The following is a 21,381-nucleotide window of genomic DNA, read 5'->3' as shown; positions in this document are numbered from 1 at the left end:
CCAGTAATAGAATTAATAATGAAGCCTTTGTTAAAGTCTTCAACCATCAAAATAGAGAAGCTATAGTAGCAGATTTTACCTGTAAAAAAAAGAAAAGTCTGTATTCAAAGTAAGCTTGTAGCATATAAAACCCTTGTAAGATTTTTATGACTTCCCGGATTCGCTTTTTAATGTGCCCTCCTGACCACTACGATGTAGATTATGTGATTAATCCTTGGATGGAAGGGAATATTCACAAATCATCGCGCGATCGCGCCGTGGAACAGTGGCAAGGACTACACCAAATCCTCAAACAACACGCCATTGTAGACTTAGTACCACCTGAAAAAGGCTGGCCTGATTTGGTTTTTACCGCCAACGCTGGCTTAGTACTAGGCGATAACGTCGTTCTCAGTCGCTTTCTGCACAAAGAACGTCAGGGTGAGGAGCCTTTCTTCAAACAATGGTTTGAGGCAAATGGTTATACAGTCAATGAACTACCCAAAGATTTACCCTTTGAGGGAGCAGGAGACGCACTGCTAGATCGGGAAGGACGCTGGTTATGGGCGGGATACGGTTTTCGCTCAGAATTAGATTCTCACCCTTATCTAGCTAAATGGCTGGATATTGAGGTGCTATCCCTACGATTAATAGACGAACGTTTCTATCACCTGGATACCTGCTTTTGTCCCCTAACAAATGGCTATTTGCTGTACTATCCCGGTGCTTTTGATTCTTACTCCAACCGCTTAATTGAAATGCGAGTCGCACCAGAAAAGCGAATCGCCATTGCTGAAGCCGATGCAGTCAACTTCGCTTGTAATACGGTGAATGTGGATAGCATCGTCATCATGAACAAGGCGAGTGATGCTTTGAAAACCCGCCTTGCAGATGCAGGTTTCCAAGTGCTGGAAACACCCTTGACGGAATTTCTCAAAGCTGGTGGTGCGGCTAAATGCTTAACTTTGCGGGTGACAGAACCAGTTAGGGATGAAATTCATGCCAATGTCTCGGTAGAAAGCCGCGTTATTCGCATGGAAGGACATTTGCTAGATGCTGGCTTAATTAACCGCGCTTTGGATTTGATTATAGACGCTGGGGGAAGTTTCCAAGTCCTAAATTTCAACTTGGGAGAACAGCGCCAAAGTACCTCAGCCGCAGAGGTGAAGGTATCAGCACCATCTCATGAGGTGATGGAAGAAATCATCTCAATGTTGATTGATTTGGGTGCTGTAGATTTACCCCATGATGAGCGAGATGCCAAACTGGAGCCGGTAATTCAAAATGGCGTTGCACCTGATGATTTCTACGTCAGTACAATTTATCCCACGGAAGTCCGAATTAATGGTCAGTGGGTGAAGGTGGAAAATCAACGCATGGATGGCGCGATCGCCATTACTCAAACTGCCAATAGTTTAGTTGCTCGGTGTAAAATACTCCGCGATTTAGAAGTTGGCGAACAGGTAATTGTAGACGTTTTAGGTATCCGCACCATCCGCAAAACTGAATCGCGGGAACTCCGCAGCACCCAAGAATTCAGCTTTATGTCGGCGGGGGTTTCCAGCGAGCGGCGTGTAGAAATAGTTGTTGAGCAAGTGGCTTGGGAACTGCGTAAAATCCGCGATGCCGGTGGTAAAGTAGTTGTCACGGCTGGACCAGTAGTGATTCATACTGGTGGCGGCGAACACCTGGCGCAACTGGTTCGGGAAGGATATGTACAGGCGTTGCTGGGTGGGAATGCGATCGCAGTTCACGACATCGAGCAAAATATCATGGGCACTTCCTTGGGTGTAGATATGAAGCGGGGTGTCGCCGTCCGTGGTGGACACCGCCATCACCTCAAGGTAATTAATAGTATCCGGCGTTATGGCAGCATTCCCAAAGCTGTGGAGGCGGGGGCAATAAAAAGTGGCGTGATGTATGAGTGTGTCCACAATAATATACCTTTTGTGCTTGCGGGATCGATTCGGGATGACGGACCTTTGCCTGATACCCAAATGAATTTGATTCAAGCACAGGAGGAATACGCCAAACATCTAGAAGGTGCGGAGATGATTTTGATGCTGTCATCGATGCTGCATTCCATTGGCGTGGGCAATATGACCCCGGCTGGTGTGAAAATGGTGTGTGTGGATATTAATCCAGCTGTGGTGACTAAGTTAAGCGATCGCGGTTCTGTAGAATCGGTGGGTGTAGTGACTGATGTGGGTTTGTTCCTCAGTCTGTTAATTCAGCAGTTGGATAAGTTGACTAGTCCTTATGTCACTAAGGTAGGTTAAGAGACGAACCGCAGAGGCGCAGAGGACGCAGAGAAGGGGAGATGACAAGAGTAGCTTTGAGTGAAGAGTTGCAGGTTAATTGGGTCAGTTTAATTGCTGATTTTATGCTGGCGGGGATGGTTTTTGGCCCGCCAGTGGCTCCCTTTCTGGCTGTGTCTGGGGTGTCTTTGCTTTCTGCAATTGCGGACATCATTTATTTCATGGGTAATCATGTCTGTCCGCAGCCAACTATGGGGTTAGATTTAGCACCACCATTTATTATGGCTGTGTGTATGCGCTGCTACGGTACTGTAACGGGTTTGCTGATTACTCGTCTGTTGTATGGGCTAACTGGTGGTAAGGGATTTTACTGGTTAAGTCAGTATGGCTGGAGTGGTGCGGCTTTATCTAGTGTGCTGATGATGGCTTATCCTTTGGAATTAGCAGCACAGGTTTTTGGTTTGTGGAATTTTAATAACTATGTAGTCATGCCTTTTGGGTTGGTTACAGGTTTGGCGTGGGGATTGTTTACCATGCCTATTTTGCATGGGTGGCGAGGTACTAAAACTAGCTTGGGTCAACCTGCAAGTTGATGCATCTAAGTTGCAGCAGCAAGCTTGTCGGCTGGACAAACAGTTGCCCAGCCCATACACTAAAGCTCTAGCTACGCTTGAACAATAAAGTCAGTAGCTGTTAAAGTTGGCGCACCAGTCAAAGTCGCAAATTGACCGCCACTACCGAAACCAGCCGCGCTGCCATTAGGGTTGTAGAACAACTGCCCACTCAAAGGGTCGTAGACAATTTTCGCCGTGCTGGTGGCTCCTGAAGAAGTTACTTTAAAATCACTAGCGTTACTAAAACCTGTTCCCGGAGTAGAAGCAAGAGTATTAAAGGTAGTCTTAGATAAGACAATCTTGTCAGCTTCGGAGTGTTTGAAATCACTAATGGTATCTACACCAATAGCAGAACTGACAAAGGGAGCATTCGTATTGTAAAGAAAGTCATCAGCACCGGCACCACCAACAAGGAGATCATTGCCTGCACCACCAATCAGGGTATCATTGCCTGCACCGCCAATCAGGGTATCATTACCAGCTAATCCATTGATGATGTTGTTGCCAGTTGTGCCAGTCAGGACATCTGCATTTGGAGTTCCCGTCAGGTTGAGGGGAGTAATAGTGCCGTAGACATTATCATTATTGGTGGATGTCCCGGCATCATTAGCTGCACGGTTGCCACTGAAGGTAGGATTATTTACAGCCGTAACAGTTGGCAGGACGGTGGGCATTCCTTGGTTATTGCCGTTGGTATTGGTGAGGGACTGGATGATAAAAATCCCCCCACCCAAGCCAAGACCTGGGTTAGCCCCAGTGCCGCCTGTAGCCGTGTTGTTGGTAAAGCTAGTCTTATTGAGGGTTAAAGAACCACTGCGGACAAAAATCCCACCCCCCAGTCCAGCACCACCGCCGCCGTTGCTGCCGCCGCCGAAGCCGCCGTCGTCGCCGCCGCCGAAGCCGCTGCCGCCGCCGCCGAAGCCGCCGTTGCCGCCGTAGCTGCCGGGGCCGAAGTAGCTGCCGGTGAAGACAAACTTGGGGTCGTCGCCGCCGCCGCCGCCGCCGAAGCCGCCGCTGAAGCCGCTGACTCCGCCGCTGAAGCCGGGGCTGCCGCCCTCGCCGAAGCCGCCACCGACGACGCCCAAGACGCGCTCGTCGTCGCCCTCGCTGAAGCCGTAGCCGCCGAAGCCGCCGCCGAAGCCGGGGCCGCCGAAGCCGCCGCCGAAGCCGCCGAAGCCGCTGACACCGCTATTGCCACCTTGGGCTGTGTTCTTACTGAAAGCGACATTGGTTAAAGAGACATTGCCATCATAGATAAACAAGCCACCGCCGAGTCCAGCGCCGGCGCCACCACTGCCACTATCTCCGCCTTGGGATCGTCCGTTGGTGATGGTCAAGTTAGAAATATCAACGGTTCCCGACACGATAAATAAGGGGCGCACGTCGCCGTTGTCGTTGATGCCGTCGTTATTGGCATCGCCGCTGATTTTGTGGTTGTTACCCACAATCGTGATATTGCTGTTCACCAAGGTTTTCATCACGCCAGTGACGCGGACATCGCTATTAATGGTAATCGTGTCATTCCCTGCTAGTTGGTTCGCTTGGCGAATTGCATAACTGAGGGTGCCTTTAGTGTTGCCGATGCCGTTATCGGTGGCTTGGTTGACGATGAAATTTGTCATTTGATTTTTTACGAATGTTTTAGGTAAATGAGCAGTTATTTGTCCTGACTTTTTACGTGATGTAGAAAAGCCCACGAAAGACCTAACCCCCTAGCCCCCTTCCCGACACGGGAAGGGGGAAAATTCAAAGCTTGATTAACTCACTGCTTCTACTGGTTGAGCGACAATCACATTTGCCAGACTATTGCTAGGGTTCTTCCAAAAAGACAACCCATCATACTGAGTAAATAAATCCGGCGGTAAAATTGTCAGTCGGGGTTGAAACTCGACTTTCGGACGCACATAATGTAGTCCTTTGGTATTCAGGCGATTATCAAACTCCAAAGCTTCGTATTCTACATTGGCAAAATCATGCTCAAAGGGTTCCTCTTCTAAAAATTGATAAATCAGCGATATGGTTTTATCAGGAGCTTGGGTTAATAAGTCATAGTCCACCAAAAGTAAGGACGCACTGTGTTCGCTATAGAATGCTTCTTTGAGGGCGTTATAAGAAAACCCCACTAACCGTCCCCCTTGACTCAAGGCTTCGGTGCGCGTGTAAACTGTAGACCGTTCACCAGCGTTATTAAACATCCGCGACACATCAAAAGCATTTTTTCTAATCAGCCGTTCGATGCTATCCATAATCCAAGCGACATTCCGCACGCAGCAAATCACCTTTGAGCCAGGAAATAGCTCGTGAATTAAGGACAACTTGCTACACCACAAACGATTAGTGTCAAAAATGACTTCTTTATCCGCTTGCGACTGGTAAAATGTTGAAAAAATAGCTAAGGTTAATGCCCGTTTTTGCTCAGGCGTGATGAAGACGGAAAATTCATTGTCTTCACTCATGGCTTCCAGCATTCGGTTCACCAGACTACCCACAGGGCTAGACATACTGGCGTGAAACCGGGGGTTTTGCCGTAGTAAGGCTCCGAGTAAGGTGGAACCGGAACGAGGTAAGCCGGAGATCAAGTGGATTTTGGAAATCATTTGGTTATAAAAATCCTGCACCTGTGAGCTTTCACCGCAGAGACAAAGCGATCGCCCGCCCAAATTTTGCTTAATCATTACCACGGCGAATTGTACAGCGATCGCCTTGATCAATGCAATCAACTACGAGCAATAACCAGAGGTGTTAGCACTGCTGGCTTTAAGATTGAGTAATGAAGCGATCGCTCAATGAATGAAACTGAGTACTTCTACCATCAAGGCATCATATCAGCCAGCTATTAAATAAGTTAGGAGTAACAAACCGCACTGAAGCTGCAACTACAGCAGTGCGAGTCAGATGTGTTTAATATTGGTAAGTCAACCAAGTTATTTCTGAACAATTTATATTCCAAAGTTTTAAGATGATTAATTTTAGTCAAGCCAGCAAGCAATACCTACGGTGGGCTACGCTAACGCTACTAAGCTGTTACGTATACAACTTGCACGATCAGGGCGGGCAGGATGCCCACCCCACAATCATCTTGAAAAAATATTAGTGCAAATTAAAGGCGCAACAGCTTACTCTTATGATGCCAGTAAGGTGTTTAATTTTTGCAGGTCAATGCACCTAAGTTGCAGGTCAATGCATCTAAGTTTCAGGTTGATGCATCTAAGTTGCAGGTTGGTAGGCAAGGGAAAAATTCAAAATTTGGCGTTGCATAAATGCGGGATGAATTGGCAGTTGAAACCATTGAAAACTCGTTCCAAATTGAGCAAAATCATCCCATGATTCAGCAACGCCCAAAATTTTATTAACTCAGAGCTTTTAATAATCTTAAAACTATTTGGTGCAAAAAGTTGCAGTGCGATCGCCAGTAGTTTATATCGCTTCTCTGTTGAGTGCAATACAGACCTAACCCCCAGCCCTTAAGAACAAGAACAAGGGAAGGGGAGTAAGATTCAAAGCCTCCCTCCTAAAAGGCTACGGTGTACACACATCTTTGTGCTAAGTGCAAAATGTGGCTTGATCCTCTTTACCGTAGTATGACATCAAAATAATACAGCAGATAACATATTAATTAAAAGCTCCCACAGTAATTTCACTGGAAATTTATGATAATTTTACGGAATTTTTAACAAATATCGTACTATCCAGGATATAAGATGCCAAAGAGTTCCTTGGTATGGAACGAATGGCACTAAGAAAAGATACAGCCCTTGCTCTAACTGGTTCCCAGCCTAGAGCAAGGGCTGCCGCCTCCAGTAGCTTGACAAGAGGCAGCAGCCCATTCAAAATACATTCCCAGCCTGGAGGCTGGGAACGAGACGACACAAGCCTTTGGGCTTTTCTTAGTGCCATTCGGTATGGAACAATTAGCGATCGCTAGCATCTACAGTACTAGCGATCTTATCTAGCCTCTAGCTTCTATGATCCTTCAACGATTTGGTAGAGTTTGTGTTCAAATTTTTGCATACATGCCGACCAATCAAAGTCGAGTATGGAGGGGCGAGCCTGTCGGGTCATATCTGCTTTCAATTCGGGATTTGCCAGAATTGCAATTACCTTTTCGGCAAAATCTGTTGGGTTGTTAGGTTGGGCAAGGAAGCCATTACTACCAGGAAATACCTGTTCTGAGGTTGAGGGTGCAACAACGGCAACCAGAGGAGTTCCAGATGCTAGTGCTTCGTTATTTGTAGTACAGAAGTTCTCGGTGACAGAGGGATTGACGAAGACATCCGCTCTCGCAAACCAGCCTAGAAGTTCTGTACCGTGAGACTCGCCCCATACAGTAATACCCGATCCAAATTTTTGGGCACGCTGACGGATCTCCTCATCTAGTGGGCCACTACCAACAATCACCAGATGGACATCAGGGATTTTGGCAACGATGAGTGGAAATATATCAAGCAGTTGGTTGACATTCTTTTCGGGTGTGATGCGTCCGACAAACAAAAGAGTCGGTCGGTTATCGTTAGGAATAGGGTTGTAACAAATGTTTCGCGGGTGAAATTTTTCGCAATCGATACCTTGATAAGCGACGTATTCAGCGCGTTGGCATTTCAGTTCTTTGTATTTAGTGAGTTGTTCTTTAGAAGAGAAGTAATTGAAGTCATAAGACTCACTAAATTGCTTGACCAAAGCCGGAATAATCGGACGAACCAAGTTAAAGAATTTATCCCCAAAGTAATATTTGATATATGCAACGATATCAGTATGAAAGAGTGATATTGTTGGTGTGCCTGTTCGTTTTGCGTATTCAGTACCGATCGGGCGACCATAACCTTGCAAGAAAAATGAGTATAAACCTCTCATTTGCGCTGCTTCTTCAACCACGATAATATCAGGCTTAAACTTCTCTAGCAACTTGGTATCGCTCCAATGTCGATAGTTCAATGGTTGAGGTAGAGACTTGTAAAATAGCAGTGGTTGTGTGGGAAATGCGTAAGCAGAAAAATTGGGGAAAGACTGAATTTCTTCTAAACCTGGCATGGGGCGATCGCCAACATTTTTCGGGTAGCGATCGTTGATTTGCGGATGGATTAGAAAAACCTCATGTCCTTGCTCTAGCAACCAACGAACCCGTTGATGTACTGCAACAGAAACTCCAGTTAAGAAAGGAGCATACAAACCTGTAAACAGTGCAATGCGAAGTTTTTGCTTAGTCATATAAAAAGGGAATATTTTACTAAAATACTGGTTTTGAATTTAGGATTTAGGCAGAAAATATTTGATTAGGAATTATTCAAAGAGAAACCTTACTATCAATAGGCTGATCCAACCATTGATAAGGGCGATATTCCACTAACCGGACATTCCAAGGCCCTTGAACTCGATAGCTGACACCGCGCCAGGTGACTTTTGAAACCCAAAGTGACGATAGCATCGCTAACCCATAAACCCATTGTGTTAGCGGAATCGCAATGAACATTTTGATGATTGTCGCAATTGATAATTTGGCGATCGCTTGGTCATTAGAGCGAACCATTCGCTGGATCTCTAATTCCAACACCAGCACGATCAACAGTAAGGCGGCTGTATAGACTCCATAGCAGCCTAACAAGAGAGCCGCAGCTGCCCATTTTGCCTCAAACAACCACTCTAGAACTAACATGATCACTGTAGTTGGAAACAAAATACTAGAAACAGCTTCACTAACTAAAGCTAACCAACGTGGGTGATAAAGTCGAGAACAAAGGATAAGACGTTTGAGATATTCTATTAAGCTGAATAAATCAGTCTCTTCACGATTTACTATCAGTAGCGAAGGCACAAACTTGACCTGCAACCCATGTTTTTTGAGGATATCGTGCATCATAAAATCTTCGCCTAAAGCTTGTCCCCACTTATCTAGGAGTTCTGTTTGGCGAAGCACTTCTGTTTTCACAGCCAAAGTTCCACCCCAAGGAATCTGGAAGATAAACATTTGCACTACTGTAGATACATTGCCGACGTAGCGCACTAAAGATCCCCAATACTTACCTGTAGGTACGTACCAACGATTACCCGTTGTCGCCCCCACTTTCGCATCTCCAAGAGGACTAACTAATTCTCGCAGCCAATTCACATGAACTATAGTATCAGCATCTACTAAAGCAACCACCTTGTAGGAATCATCCAACTCACGGATAGCTTGGACTAAAGAACTGCATTTGAGACTACAATTGTTGCGTACTACTCTCAGAGGACTGATTTGAACGTTAGTAGCTTCTTGCTCAGTGATAGTTTCACTAGCAATTTTCCAAGCGGGATCTTCGTGACTATCAACAATCAACTTTAAATCATACTGTGGATAGTTTTGATTTAGGAGCGATCGCAAACATCTAGGCAAAAACGGATCAGCTCCGCGTAGGCAAAGAATCACTGCTGTTTTGGGCAATTGGTCATCTGGTAATAAGTTTTTTTTTGATGACCGTAGATACCATATAAAGACAAGCGTAAAACACACCTGAATAACCAACCAACCCATCAAAGACTTAGACAGAAATATTGCCAAATCTTCCATTAAATTTTTAATCTCCAACAGGATAATGGATTGGGCATTGGGCATGGGGCATGGGGCATTGTCTCCCCACTCCTAATATTAAGTCCGGATAATTAGTTATGATTCCCACAGTCATTGCACCCCACCCCCAGCCCCTAAGAGCCGGCTCTTAGGGGAGACAAAGCACAGCTTTGGCGGGGTGGGGTTCTTCGGGTTTAGTAAGTATTCAAGCGGACGTGATATAACTCCTAACTCCTAACTCCCCACTCCCTTTACGAATCAAGGGAATATTTAATGATGATATTGACTGTTGTATCTTTGTTCACTACAAAACTGGCATCACGAAACTTTGGTGAACCTGTTTGTATTGACACAATTGGATTTCTGGAAATTCCAAAACCTTCTTTGGGAATCCCGAAAAAGTCTTTATTGAGTTTGCGATCGCCATTCTGATCATCAACCACGGCGACAGCATAAGTTCCAGGCTTCAAACCTGAGAATTCTTTTTTTACAGAAGTGCCAGTAATCTTAACGCAGGCACTTTGAGAGCCACTAGAATTACTCATTGGAAATCCTTGTTCACTGGCGTAAACTCGCAAGCAAATTTCACCTTTTTGGTGGTGTATTCCATTGACCACAACAGTAAGTTTTTCAGTCGGCTGGGCATTCACTGTTTTAGCAAAACTGATGCTCATTAAAGCAGCAAGCAAAACATGAGATAATTGAGATAGTTTCAGCATAATTTTGTAGTGATGAAGAGGTAAGTTTGGACTATTTGACCAACTTTTGAATATCAGTTTTTTGCAGCCATTCATTTGTTCGCTGCATTCCAGATTCTAGGTCAATTGTTGGTTTGTAATTTAACAGATTTTGTGCTTTGACAATGGAACAAGCATAGGGACGAGTCATAAAATCTATAGACTCTGGTAAAATATCGACTTTTTGCCGAAAAAGTTTTTGTCCTTGAACACGTAGCTTTAGAAACAACTTGATTTCATCTTTAGGTAATGAAAGAGGTGCTGATAAACCTTCCATTGCTGCTAAATGCAAGAAATACTCTTTCCAAGAAGTTTCTTGTCCGTCGGTGATATTAAATATTTCACCGTAGGCTTCTTTTTCTATCGCTAGAAAAATACCATCAATCAGGTTATCTATATATACATGATTGATCACTCCTTTACCATCGTTGGCATAGGCAAATAATTTTTGACGCATCATCAGAATTGGTCTGACTATCCAGGGAATACTACCAGGACCGTAAACATCTCCGGCTCTAATAATGATGATGCCAAAATCTGAGGGATTATTCAGTTCTAAGAGTGCTGTTTCTGCTTCTATTTTCGTTTGACAGTAGGGATTATTTTCCCCAGACAGTGGCCCGGATTCTGTAACACCATTAGGATAGTTGAAACCGTAAACCATCACACTGGATAGATGCACAAATGTTTTGACACCAGCCTGTTTAGCAGCTTTAGCGATGTTGACAGTACCGCCAACATTGACATCACGAAAATGGTTAATTGAACCAGCTTCTTCAGCAACTTGATCTGTGTGTAAAACGATATCTACTCCCTGACAAGCCTTTTGAGCAATAGTAGAATCGGTAATACTGCCAATAATTACATCAACACCTAAATTCTGTAATTGTTTGTTCTTTTCTGTAGAACTTTGTAGTCCACGAACCTTCATTCCCTGCGCTATTGCTAACTCGGCTGCACGCAAACCGACAAGTTGATCAATCCCGGTAATTAGGAGGGTTTTGTTGTTGAGGTTCATATATTAGGGGGTATACCAATTTTGGATTTTAGATTTTGGATTACAACAAAAGCGTGATGGTTTGTAGTAAGCACTTTAGTGCTTAAAATACAAGGACTGAAGTCCTTACCCTTCGGGTTCGTTAGTCGCTCATGGGGGAAACCCCCAAGACCGCGCTAACTCACTACAAACTTGATTACACTTCACAGACTAGTAGACTGTGGCGGAAGTTTGCCTATCTTTAAAATGGGCTTGAATAAGTTATCTTGCTTAGAAAATATCTCCCGGATCTGCGGAGCGGAGTTTGTTAATAGCAAGCGTACCTGAAGTTATACACATCAGAACTGTTGAAATTAAGACAATCAGTGCATTATTAGTGGTCATAACTATTGGTAATTTAGTTGCATCTTCTGCAAAAGCATATAACAAGACAGAAGTAATAAATCCGGGAATATAACCTAAAATTGCCAAAATTAAAGCTTGCTGAAATACCACATTCAACAAATATCTATTGGCATAACCTATGGCTTTTAAAGTGGCGTAAGCAACAAACTGGGTAGCAATGTTGCTGTAAAGAATTTGATAGACAATGACCACACCAACAACCGCAGCCATTGTCAACATCAAGTTAAGGATAAAACCAATGGGTGTTCTGACAGCCCAATATTTTTTCTCAAAATCAATGAAGCCTTGGCGTGTAAAAACTTGGACATCATTAGGCAAACTTGCTTGCAAACTTTTCAGTACTGTTTCGGCATTAGTACCAGGTTTGAGGGAAATCAAACCGATATCTATCATATCTGCTGGACGACTATTAGGATTTATCCTCAAAAAAGTTGAGTCACTAACAAGTAAATTACCGTCCACCCCAAAGGAAGGGCCTAAGCTGAATAAGCCACCAATTCTCACTCTATAGCCAATTAATGAATTGAAGGGAAATATTTCAATTGTCTGTCCAATATTTCCCGCATTAAATTTTTCAGATATTGGGCCAAACTCTGGACGAGAACTCCGATCAAAAAGCACGACATCGGGAATTTTCAGTTTATCTAAATTTTTCTCAACCTCTGGGATATTCATCACAGGTCTACCTGGATCGAAACCAATAACGTATATTGAATATTTCTCACCAGTTGCCGGATTTTTAAGTTTGGCAAATTGCAAATACATGGGGCTAACTGACTCTACGCCATTAAACCCCAGAGTTTGGTATAAACGAGTCCGCGAAAAGCTTTGATTTGAGGTCAAAGATTTATATTGCGAACTTACTAAAAATAAATCTCCCTTGAGATGCTGATGCAGTGCGGTTGCACTGGAATAGAGGGCATCTTGAAAACCAAGTTGCACAAACATTAGTAGCACAATAAAACCAATCCCAGCTACAGCTACTAGTAAACGAACTTTTTGCTGGGCTAGCTGTAGCCATGCTAAAGGAATTTTGAAAATCATGGATTTATTTGTTAGTTGTTATTTGTCATTAGTCATTTGTGAATGACCAATGACTAATGACTAAATATGAATGGCAACATCGACCTGTAAGTTAGTTAAACGAGCCACTCGCTTACTATCTGCGGGCTTATCAATAGAGATTTTTACCTCAACTATTTTGCGGTCTGTATCTGAACCCGGGTTGAGGCTGAAGATGTTTTGCTTGTCAACTTGCCAACCAATCTCTTTGACAGTTCCCTGTAATGTTCCAGTAAATGCAGTGCTGGTAATGGTGGCTTTTTGTCCTAGACGCACATTTTGAACATCGGTTTGATACACCTCTGCAATCACATACATTTGAGATGTCTTACCTATATCAGCAAATCCTTTGTTGGTGCTGATGACTTCTCCAGTTTTGGCGTGAATTTTTAAAATTTTGCCATCTATGGGAGATTTGATGTAACTTAAATCTAAGTCGGCTTTTGCTTGTTGAACAGAAGTTGTAGCACTGTTTACTTCGGTTTGTGCCACCTTAACGTCTACACTACGCACTTCACTAATACTGGTGAGTTGTGCTTGTGCTTGTTTGCGTTGTTCTTGGAATGTGTCTTGAGTCCGTTTGAGGGTGGCTTGAGCTTCTGTTAGTTGCTGTTGTGTAGTCTTTAGTTGCAAAGCTTTGGTATCTGCGATGGAAGCTGCGATCGCACCTTGTTTGTATAATTGCTGATAGCGATTATTCTCGGCTTGAGCGTTATCTACTTCCGCCTGGATGCGGGCAATTGTCGCCTGTTGGGTGGCAACGTCCCCTTTATATTGTGGCTCTAACCGGGCAATGGCAGCCTTTTGAGCATCGATATCTCCGGTTTTAGCTCCAGATTTCACCTGCGCTAATTTAGCTTTGGCAACTTGCAATTGGTCTATAGCCTGTTGCAATGCGCTTTTAGAACGATCATAATTTTCTAGATACGCCAATAATTGCCCTGCTTTAATTGCATCTCCTTCTTTGACTAACAGTTTTTCTACACGTACACCGTTGTTGGAAGTGGGAGCAGTCAAAGTAGTAACTTCGCCTTCTGGCTCCAAACGTCCCAAAGCAGTCACAGCAACTTTCGCAGGGGTGACAGCTTTTGGAGGATTTACTGGGGCTGTCACAACTTTCGGTTTAGACCAAAAAGGTACCAAACTATAGAAAGCTATTAATCCGGTCGCTAAAGTCAGAGAAGCTGCTAAAATTAATTGCGATCGGCCTACGGGTTTTGTGAATAATCGGCTTTCTTTATTTAGTGCCATATTTTCATTCCAATTCTGCTTTTTTAGGAGATAGCCTGGTTATATTTAGTCGATTAGAATAGACTTCATCCGCAAATTACCAAGAGGCTTTTCCTCTAGTTTTTCTACCTCAATCAAGTGGATGGGTCTAAATTGGTTTTATATGAATTGTTGTACGCTTTTACCGCCCAAACTTATTATTGTGGCGTGAAAAATAATGGCGTGTTACTTCAAAGCTTCCTAAGTTATATCCTAATTTGACATCTAATCCCGTAGCGTAAAATACAATAGCGCTAACCAGAAAACTTAACTCTCAAGAACAACGAAGCGCTAATAAAAACAAACTCATAATTGGGATAAACTTGGTTTTAATTATGCCGTAAAAATGGAATTATGTCAATCGGTTTAATTCGCATAAGTCCTGATTCTCTCACTAAAATATTTGTTTGCAGTCAGATTAGAGACTGAATATTTTACTCGCCACTAATCTTTCATCTGCTAATTGAATACCAATAGATTGTTAGTTATTAAGCAGATTTGATATTAGTAACAGATTATTATTAGCAAGGTTGTGTATTATAAGACATTATTATCGCGGTTTCCGGTGCATTAGACGTAGGTTGGGTGGAGCGGAGCGCAACCCAACAGATATCAGGATGTTGGCTTTGGCAAAGCCTCCACCCAACCGACAATTTTTTTGCTCCTCCTCATTGCTCTGTGTCGCGCCAGTCGCTACAACGGGGGGAACCCCCGCATATTGTCTCTGTGGTAGCCTGCGGCAAGCCGATGCAGCGTCTACGTTTATTTGGGTAATTTATTTCTTGGAAGTCCCTTATAAGACATTATTATCGCGGTTCCGAGTAGGGGCAATTCATGAATTGCCCCTACTCAACTGACCATATTATGTTTATTATGCAACATACTAAAAATTAACATTTGCTTCATAAATAACCGCCTTGCTTTTTAACTTGACTTATATTGAAAAATAACCAACAACTTTGACTCAATTATGATGTTTATCTGAGAACAAGTACTTATGATTTTATCTATGTAGACAACAGATTTATACTGTTAATTTCATCAAGAGAATATTTATGTCTAACCCGTAGATAACAAAATCTCTCACACATTTATATAGTTATAAATTATACTTTTATACTGGATTTTATTCAAAATTAACATCAGTAATAGTATAGGTTATTTATAAAATAACTTTAAAGGAATGATTTAGTTTCTGTAAAGTGTGTTAGTGTTTTTATTAATTCAATACTTTAAAGTGGTTAGACAAACTAGTTATTTAATTGAGATTTTGAAATTAAAAATAACTAAAGATAACTGCTCTGTCATCACCTGATGATCGTTTAATTACTTTTCTAACTTGCATAAACTCGGATTAAAGGTGGTGTCTTTTCTGTAACGAACTTGTCAACTTTCCTGGGTCAAATCCCATAAAATATGTTATCCCGGACGTTGAAACTAGTTATGACATTTATCAAGATACAGAACGTTGTGATTAATAGCAGCTATGTTGCTGCTATTAAGCTAGATAATCAAACTGTGTCGGGTGAAAAAAGCGTTTCTGTTCTATTAGCTACTCTGTTGACTACAATACAGACCTAACCCCCAGCCCCTTCCCTAGGAGGGAAGGGGAGTAAGATTCAAAGCCTCTTTCCTTTTAGGAGAGAGGTTTGGAGAGAGGTCAAAACTGTAATGCACCCAAGCGAGAACCGCTATATTAGCTACTCGTCAGTTTTCCTCGCTCCAGTAAAATACCATTGCTCAAAACATTTTAGATTTTAGATTTTGGATTTTTTTGGTTCGTCCTGCACTCATTGTAGGTGAAACAAATCTAAAAGACGCTTAAGACTCGCTAATGCAAATCTAAAATCCCAAATTGATTGACGCCACAATATCAAGATTCTAGCGTTGTCTAACATTTTTTTGCGATTGCAGTGTGCCAAAGTTGCCTATAAATCTAAGGCTTTCTTAAGGCAGTATGTGTCGTGTGGTGTCGATTTGGAGAAAAGTATTTAGCTTAGAAGACGAGAGATTTTCATTATTTAGTAGGCAACAGAAATTACTGTAACTACACAATCCACAGTACTAACTATGCCCTATGTCTGCTTATTCAATTGATACTGCCTTAGCGGAGTTAGAGAGCCTTGTCAATAATTGTGAACAGGCTGTGATGAGGTCTATAGAGGAAAAAAAAATGAAGTCAGATAAATCAGTGTCAATCAACAAAATTAATAGACAATTACAACACAATCCTATCGCTATCGTTGGGATGGCTTCTTTATTGCCTCAAGCTAGAAATTTGCGGGAATATTGGCAAAATATCGTAAACAAAATTGACTGTATTACTGATGTTCCTTCCACACATTGGAGCGTGGAGGATTATTACGATCCAAATCCGAGAACTACTGAAGATAAAACCTACTGTAAAAGAGGTGGGTTTCTTCCAGAGGTTGATTTTAACCCGATGGAATTCGGTATACCGCCCAGCATTTTGGAAGTTACAGATGTATCGCAACTATTAAGTTTAGTAGTTGCAAAAGAGGCGATGGAAGATGCAGGTTATGGCGAAAAACGTGAGTTTAGCCGTGAGACTGTTGGCGTAATCTTAGGTGTGGCTATGGCCAAGCAGTTAGGAATGCCACTTTCTGCCAGGTTGGAATATCCGATTTGGGAAAAAGTTCTCAAAAGCAGTGGTTTATCTGATGAAGATACCCAAAAAATCGTTGAAAAAATCAAAAGCGCTTACGTTAAATGGGATGAGAATGCTTTCCCTGGAATGTTAGCTAACGTAGTCGCCGGACGAATTGCCAATCGCCTGAATTTTGGCGGGATGAATTGTGTAGTTGATGCCGCTTGTGCTAGTTCCTTCGGTGCTTTAAAAATGGCAATTAGTGAGCTAGTTGAGCATCGTTCTGACATGATGCTGACTGGTGGTGTTGATACCGATAACACCATCATGGCTTACATCTCGTTCAGCAAAACACCGGCGGTTTCTCCTAGTGAAAATGTCAAACCTTTCGATGCTAAATCTGATGGGATGATGCTAGGTGAAGGTATTGGGATGATTGTCCTCAAACGGTTAGAAGATGCTGAACGGGACAAGGATAAAATCTATGCCGTAATTAAAGGTATTGGTACCTCCAGCGATGGGCGTTACAAGAGTATTTATGCTCCCCGCAAAGAAGGCCAAGTCAAAGCCTTAGAACGTGCTTATGAAGATGCCGGTTTCTCTCCCGCTACTGTTGGTTTGATGGAAGCACATGGTACTGGGACAATGGCTGGAGATCCCACAGAATTCGGTTCTTTAAAAGACTTTTTTGATGTGCATGATGAGAAAAAGCAGCACATCGCTTTGGGTAGTGTGAAATCACAAATCGGACACACCAAAGCGGCTGCGGGTGCGGCGAGTTTGATTAAAACTGCTTTGGCTTTACATCACAAAGTATTACCACCCACAATTAACATCACCGAGCCAAATCCCAAACTCAACATTAAAAATTCATCCTTTTATTTGAATACCGAAACTAGACCTTGGATTCGTCCAGAAGGCGAAGCACCGAGACGTGCGGGTGTGAGTTCCTTTGGCTTTGGTGGAACAAACTATCACGTCGTTTTGGAAGAATATGAAGCTGAACAAAACGACGCTTACCGCTTACATAGTGGTGCTAGTGAAATGCTGTTGTTTGCTCCTACTGTAGAGCAATTGTTGAGCAAATCGGAAGAGATTTTAGGCAAGTTGCGTTCACCAGATGCACTTACACATTATGCAGAATTAGTCAAGGAATGCAAATCACAACAGATTCCCCTCTCTGCTGCCAGATTTGGGTTTGTCGCTGAAAATCTCGAAGAAGCTTGCAAGTTGTTGCAAACTAGCATTGACTGGCTAAAACACAAAGGAACAGCAGCATCTTGGGAGCATCCCCAAGGGATTTATTACCGCGCCTCTGGTATGGAGTTGGGCGGAAAAGTTGTCTCTCTATTTTCTGGTCAAGGTTCGCAATACCTGGAGATGGGGCGCGAACTGGTGATGAATTTCCCTTTGATGCGCCGTCTTCATGGTTATATGGATAGCCTGTTGCTCAAAGATAATTTACAGCCGCTTTCAGAGATCGTTTTTCCTCATCCTGTGTTTGGAGAGGCAGAAAAAAATGTCCAAATTGCTGCCTTACAACGCACAGAATACGCTCAACCAGCCATCGGGGTGTTGAGTGCAGGGATGTACAGCATACTGCAACAAGCTGGGTTTAAGTCAGATTTTGTTGCCGGTCATAGTTTTGGGGAACTGACAGCTTTGTGGGCTGCGGGGGTTTTGAGTACTGAAGATTACTTGTTTCTGGTGAAAGCTAGGGGTCAAGCAATGGCGGCTCCAGAAGACCCGGATCATGATGCGGGTAGTATGCTGGCTGTCAAAGAAGATATCAGCAAAGTAGAAGCAGTGCTGAGACATTTTCCCCAAGTTGCGATCGCTAATCAAAATTCTCCGACTCAATTTGTCTTGGCTGGGCCGACCGCAGAAATAGCGAGAATCAAAGAGGCTTTACATGAGAAAGGATATACAGCTGTATTGTTACCTGTTTCAGCAGCTTTCCATACACCGTTAATCGCCTTTGCTCAGAAATCCTTTGCGATCGCTACTAAGTCTGTCAAATTCCAAACTCCGAAAATCCCTGTTTACAGCAACGTTACCAGTAAGCAGTATCCCAAGGAGCCACAAAATATTCAAAAAATCCTGGAAACGCACCTTTCCAACTCAGTGCTGTTTAAACAGGAAATTGAAAATATCTATGCGGCGGGTGGTACTTGCTTTGTGGAATTTGGGCCCAGAAGAATTCTCACCAACTTAGTCAAAGATATCCTTGGCGATCGCCCTCACATCACCGTATCTTTGAACCCCAGCGCTCAAAAGAATAGCGATCGCTCTTTGCGAGAAGCGGTTGTACAGTTGCGAGTAATTGGTCTGGCTTTGAATAACCTCGATCCTTACCAACTTCCCCAAACTATCCCCCCAATTGAGACGAAGAAGACATTAAATGTCCGTTTAAACGGCATAAACTACAGATCCGAAAAAACGAAAAATGCCTTCGCTCTAGCTTTGCAGGATGGTCATAAAGTCACATTACCCACCCCCGAATATTCTGATGCGGCTCCTTTATTTAGCAGCCCCGGTGTAACTCCGACTCTCGCCGCGATCGAGACTAACGGACATAAAAAAACAACTGCGATCGCTAACGTTGTGACTGCTAATATCATCACCGAAACAGAGCAACAGATGAATCCTGTTACCCTGTCACAACCAGCCCAGGAATCTAAGATGCAACCAGAAAAACTTACCAATTACGAACAACTTTTAGCAAGTTTAGAATACCTGCTGACACAGTTCCAGGAAAATCAAGCCGAGAATTTACAAGTTCACGGTACTTATCTCAATCATCAAATGGAATACGCCAAAGCGTTTTTCCAACTGATGCAGCAGCAGAATTCCTTGTTGAGCGAAAGTAAATCAACAGCCGAAACTGCCAAAATGAAGCTAGTTGTCATGGAAAGCTTAGAGCGCAGCATGATGCAGTTTCATTCCCAACAAGGTGAAACCCTACGCATCCATGAGCAATATCTTCAAGAGCAGTTGGAATATACCAAAAACTTTTTCCAACTCATACAGCAAGAGTATTCTCAAATCATCTCAGGTGAGGGAGCAACTCAACTAACAGAGAAACTCAGCAATTTCACTCGGTTCACAACAGAAACAACTGTTACTGATGCACCAGTACCCACTACTACCAAGATAGTAGAAAGCCAGCCATTGCCTGTAACTGAGTCTATAGCCAAAAATGGCTTAAATATTACCCAAGCACCTCTGGCGGCTGCTGTAGAGCCTGTAGTTGAAACTTCCTACTCCCCGGAACAGACGCGATCAATCGCGTCTCTACTGCCCACTCCCCACTTTGCCACTGTTGAGACAGTAGTCGCGCCACCTGTCCCAGTAGTAGAACCTCAAACCGAGCTTGTAGTTAAAATTAGCTCACCTCCAGCCAACGAAATTGTTGCATTCATCCCAGAAGCAGCGCCTACAAATGCTATACCTGTATCTGGCGCAACCATCGATATTGTTGACTTGGATAAAAACCTCTTAGCCATCACCAGCGACAAGACCGGCTACCCAGTCGAAATGCTGGAAATGGACATGGATATGGAGGCTGATTTAGGGATTGACTCTATCAAACGGGTAGAAATCTTAGGGGCGCTACAGGAAATGTACCCCAGCCTACCCAAACCCAATTTAGAAGAACTATCAGAAAAACGCACCATCGGTCAAGTTGTAGAGTATCTGCAATCCCACGCTTCCAAAAGTGTTTCGGTAGAAATTGCAGTTCACGAAGTACAACAACCAACCGAGATTCTAGTAGAGACTGCACCCGTAGTTGAGGTAGTCACTGTACCGGAAGTAAGCGTAGTTGTCGCCTTCACCCCAGAACCAGAACCCGCTATAAGTGATGAATTTGCAAACTTAGGTGAAACCCTGTTAGCCATCACCAGTGATAAAACCGGCTACCCAGTGGAGATGCTGGAACTGGAAATGGACATGGAAGCCGACTTGGGGATTGACTCCATCAAACGGGTAGAAATCCTAGGGGCGATGCAAGAAACGTATCCCAACTTACCCAAGCCAAATATCGAAGAACTCGGAGAACTCCGCACCATTGGTCAAATAGTCGATTACCTACAGCAGTTGGCTGGAGGTGAAAAAAAAAAGTCTGAGCCTGAGTTTGTCCAACAGCAGCCACCGGAATTAGAGCATAATATCCAGCGCCATCCCGTCAAACTCAGAAGTTTACCACAGCCCGATTACTTGGATTTCACGTTACCAGAGGGACACATCGGTTTAATCACCGATGATGGTTCCCTCACCACTTACAAATTAGCTGAATCCTTAATCGAGAAAGGCTGGAAAGTAGTAGTTATCAGCTTTCCCCAATCGCTCATCGCCCAACAAGCGCCCTTACCCACAGGAGTAACCCGCGTCACCTTAGCAAACTTGAGTGAAGAACATCTCCAACAACAATTGCAAGCGATCGCATCTCATTGTGGAGCGATCGGGGCTTTCATCCATCTCCATCCCATCTTTGTAGGAAATCACACCGGGAGTATTTCTTATAACGAATCAGAAAAGGCGATCGTCAAGCACGTATTTTTGATGGCGAAACACCTCAAACCTTCTCTAAACGAAGCAGCAAAGCATGGACGTAGTTGTTTCTGCACAGTCGCTCACTTGGATGGAGCCTTCGGTTTAGAATATAAAGTCAACTTCGGTGCGATCGGCGCTGGTTTATTTGGATTAACCAAAACTCTGAGATGGGAATGGCCAAAAGTATTTACTCGTGCAATCGACCTAAGCCCCAGACTTGACGCCAAACAGTCAGTACAAAACATCATCGCCGAACTTCACGACCCCAACCTTTATATCAGTGAAGTTGGCTACGGCTCACAAGGACGAGTCACCCTCATCGCCGATTAAAAATCCCTTCATCTCTTCTCTCTGCGC

12 protein-coding genes are annotated in these 21,381 nt (G+C 43.4%); 4 read left to right on the top strand and 8 right to left on the bottom strand.

What is annotated here, in order from left to right:
• The first annotated feature begins 146 nt into the window (after positions 1–146).
• A complete protein-coding gene (gene argZ / locus V7K97_RS29100; RefSeq protein WP_334804423.1) occupies positions 147–2,258 on the top strand; it encodes a bifunctional arginine dihydrolase/ornithine cyclodeaminase in 2,112 nt (703 codons plus the stop codon).
• Positions 2,259–2,299: 41 nt separating this feature from the next.
• Entirely contained in the window at positions 2,300–2,830 is a 531-nt protein-coding gene (locus V7K97_RS29095; RefSeq protein ID WP_334804422.1) for a DUF2085 domain-containing protein, read from the top strand.
• 71 nt (positions 2,831–2,901) lie between these two features.
• On the opposite strand, the gene V7K97_RS29090 is transcribed toward V7K97_RS29095, so the two are convergent.
• On the bottom strand, positions 2,902–4,548 hold the full coding sequence (locus tag V7K97_RS29090) for a hypothetical protein (protein WP_334804421.1): 1,647 nt from the start codon (positions 4,546–4,548) through the stop codon (positions 2,902–2,904).
• Positions 4,549–4,608: 60 nt separating this feature from the next.
• Positions 4,609–5,571, bottom strand: coding sequence for a sulfotransferase family protein (locus V7K97_RS29085; protein WP_334804420.1), 963 nt, complete (start codon positions 5,569–5,571; stop codon positions 4,609–4,611).
• Positions 5,572–6,572: 1,001 nt separating this feature from the next.
• Here V7K97_RS29085 and V7K97_RS29080 point away from each other — a divergent pair.
• Positions 6,573–6,776 carry a hypothetical protein gene (locus V7K97_RS29080; protein WP_334804419.1) on the top strand — a complete coding sequence of 68 codons (204 nt, stop codon included), beginning with the start codon at positions 6,573–6,575 and terminating at the stop codon, positions 6,774–6,776.
• A 38-nt stretch (positions 6,777–6,814) separates the two neighbouring features.
• Here V7K97_RS29080 and V7K97_RS29075 read toward each other — a convergent pair whose 3' ends face one another.
• The 6 genes from V7K97_RS29075 to V7K97_RS29050 all read right to left on the bottom strand — a co-directional run bounded on the left by V7K97_RS29075 (position 6,815) and on the right by V7K97_RS29050 (position 13,844).
• Complete coding sequence (locus tag V7K97_RS29075) at positions 6,815–8,056, bottom strand: glycosyltransferase (RefSeq protein ID WP_334804418.1); 1,242 nt, start codon at positions 8,054–8,056, stop codon at positions 6,815–6,817.
• Positions 8,057–8,132: 76 nt separating this feature from the next.
• Positions 8,133–9,392, bottom strand: a complete 1,260-nt coding sequence (locus V7K97_RS29070; RefSeq protein WP_334804439.1) for a glycosyltransferase — start codon at positions 9,390–9,392, stop codon at positions 8,133–8,135.
• 251 nt (positions 9,393–9,643) lie between these two features.
• Positions 9,644–10,111 carry a DUF2141 domain-containing protein gene (locus V7K97_RS29065; protein ID WP_334804417.1) on the bottom strand — a complete coding sequence of 156 codons (468 nt, stop codon included), beginning with the start codon at positions 10,109–10,111 and terminating at the stop codon, positions 9,644–9,646.
• A gap of 31 nt (positions 10,112–10,142) precedes the next feature.
• A complete protein-coding gene (locus V7K97_RS29060; protein WP_334804416.1) occupies positions 10,143–11,147 on the bottom strand; it encodes an NAD-dependent epimerase/dehydratase family protein in 1,005 nt (334 codons plus the stop codon).
• Between the two features lie 249 nt (positions 11,148–11,396).
• Entirely contained in the window at positions 11,397–12,575 is a 1,179-nt protein-coding gene (gene devC, locus V7K97_RS29055; protein ID WP_334804415.1) for an ABC transporter permease DevC, read from the bottom strand.
• Positions 12,576–12,635: 60 nt separating this feature from the next.
• The gene (locus V7K97_RS29050; RefSeq protein WP_334804414.1) at positions 12,636–13,844 is read right to left on the bottom strand and encodes an ABC exporter membrane fusion protein; all 1,209 of its coding nucleotides are present in this window, start codon (positions 13,842–13,844) and stop codon (positions 12,636–12,638) included.
• Between the two features lie 2,095 nt (positions 13,845–15,939).
• Here V7K97_RS29050 and V7K97_RS29045 point away from each other — a divergent pair.
• Complete coding sequence (locus V7K97_RS29045) at positions 15,940–21,354, top strand: beta-ketoacyl synthase N-terminal-like domain-containing protein (RefSeq protein WP_334804413.1); 5,415 nt, start codon at positions 15,940–15,942, stop codon at positions 21,352–21,354.
• Positions 21,355–21,381 lie beyond the last annotated feature (27 nt).

The organism is Nostoc sp., assembly GCF_036917815.1.
Taxonomy (GTDB): domain Bacteria; phylum Cyanobacteriota; class Cyanobacteriia; order Cyanobacteriales; family Nostocaceae; genus Nostoc.
Note: the sequence above shows the minus strand (reverse complement) of the source record. Positions and strands in the feature narration are given on the sequence as shown.

What these genes read in the sequence shown, in the direction of transcription:
- V7K97_RS29070 (WP_334804439.1), bottom strand. Translation starts at nt 9,392, where the DNA reads ATGGAAGATTTGGCAATATTTCTGTCTAAGTCTTTGATGGGTTGGTTG.
- V7K97_RS29065 (WP_334804417.1), bottom strand. Translation starts at nt 10,111, where the DNA reads ATGCTGAAACTATCTCAATTATCTCATGTTTTGCTTGCTGCTTTAATG.
- V7K97_RS29075 (WP_334804418.1), bottom strand. Translation starts at nt 8,056, where the DNA reads ATGACTAAGCAAAAACTTCGCATTGCACTGTTTACAGGTTTGTATGCT.
- V7K97_RS29080 (WP_334804419.1), top strand. Translation starts at nt 6,573, where the DNA reads ATGGAACGAATGGCACTAAGAAAAGATACAGCCCTTGCTCTAACTGGT.
- devC (WP_334804415.1), bottom strand. Translation starts at nt 12,575, where the DNA reads ATGATTTTCAAAATTCCTTTAGCATGGCTACAGCTAGCCCAGCAAAAA.
- V7K97_RS29045 (WP_334804413.1), top strand. Translation starts at nt 15,940, where the DNA reads ATGTCTGCTTATTCAATTGATACTGCCTTAGCGGAGTTAGAGAGCCTT.
- V7K97_RS29095 (WP_334804422.1), top strand. Translation starts at nt 2,300, where the DNA reads ATGACAAGAGTAGCTTTGAGTGAAGAGTTGCAGGTTAATTGGGTCAGT.
- argZ (WP_334804423.1), top strand. Translation starts at nt 147, where the DNA reads ATGACTTCCCGGATTCGCTTTTTAATGTGCCCTCCTGACCACTACGAT.
- V7K97_RS29060 (WP_334804416.1), bottom strand. Translation starts at nt 11,147, where the DNA reads ATGAACCTCAACAACAAAACCCTCCTAATTACCGGGATTGATCAACTT.
- V7K97_RS29050 (WP_334804414.1), bottom strand. Translation starts at nt 13,844, where the DNA reads ATGGCACTAAATAAAGAAAGCCGATTATTCACAAAACCCGTAGGCCGA.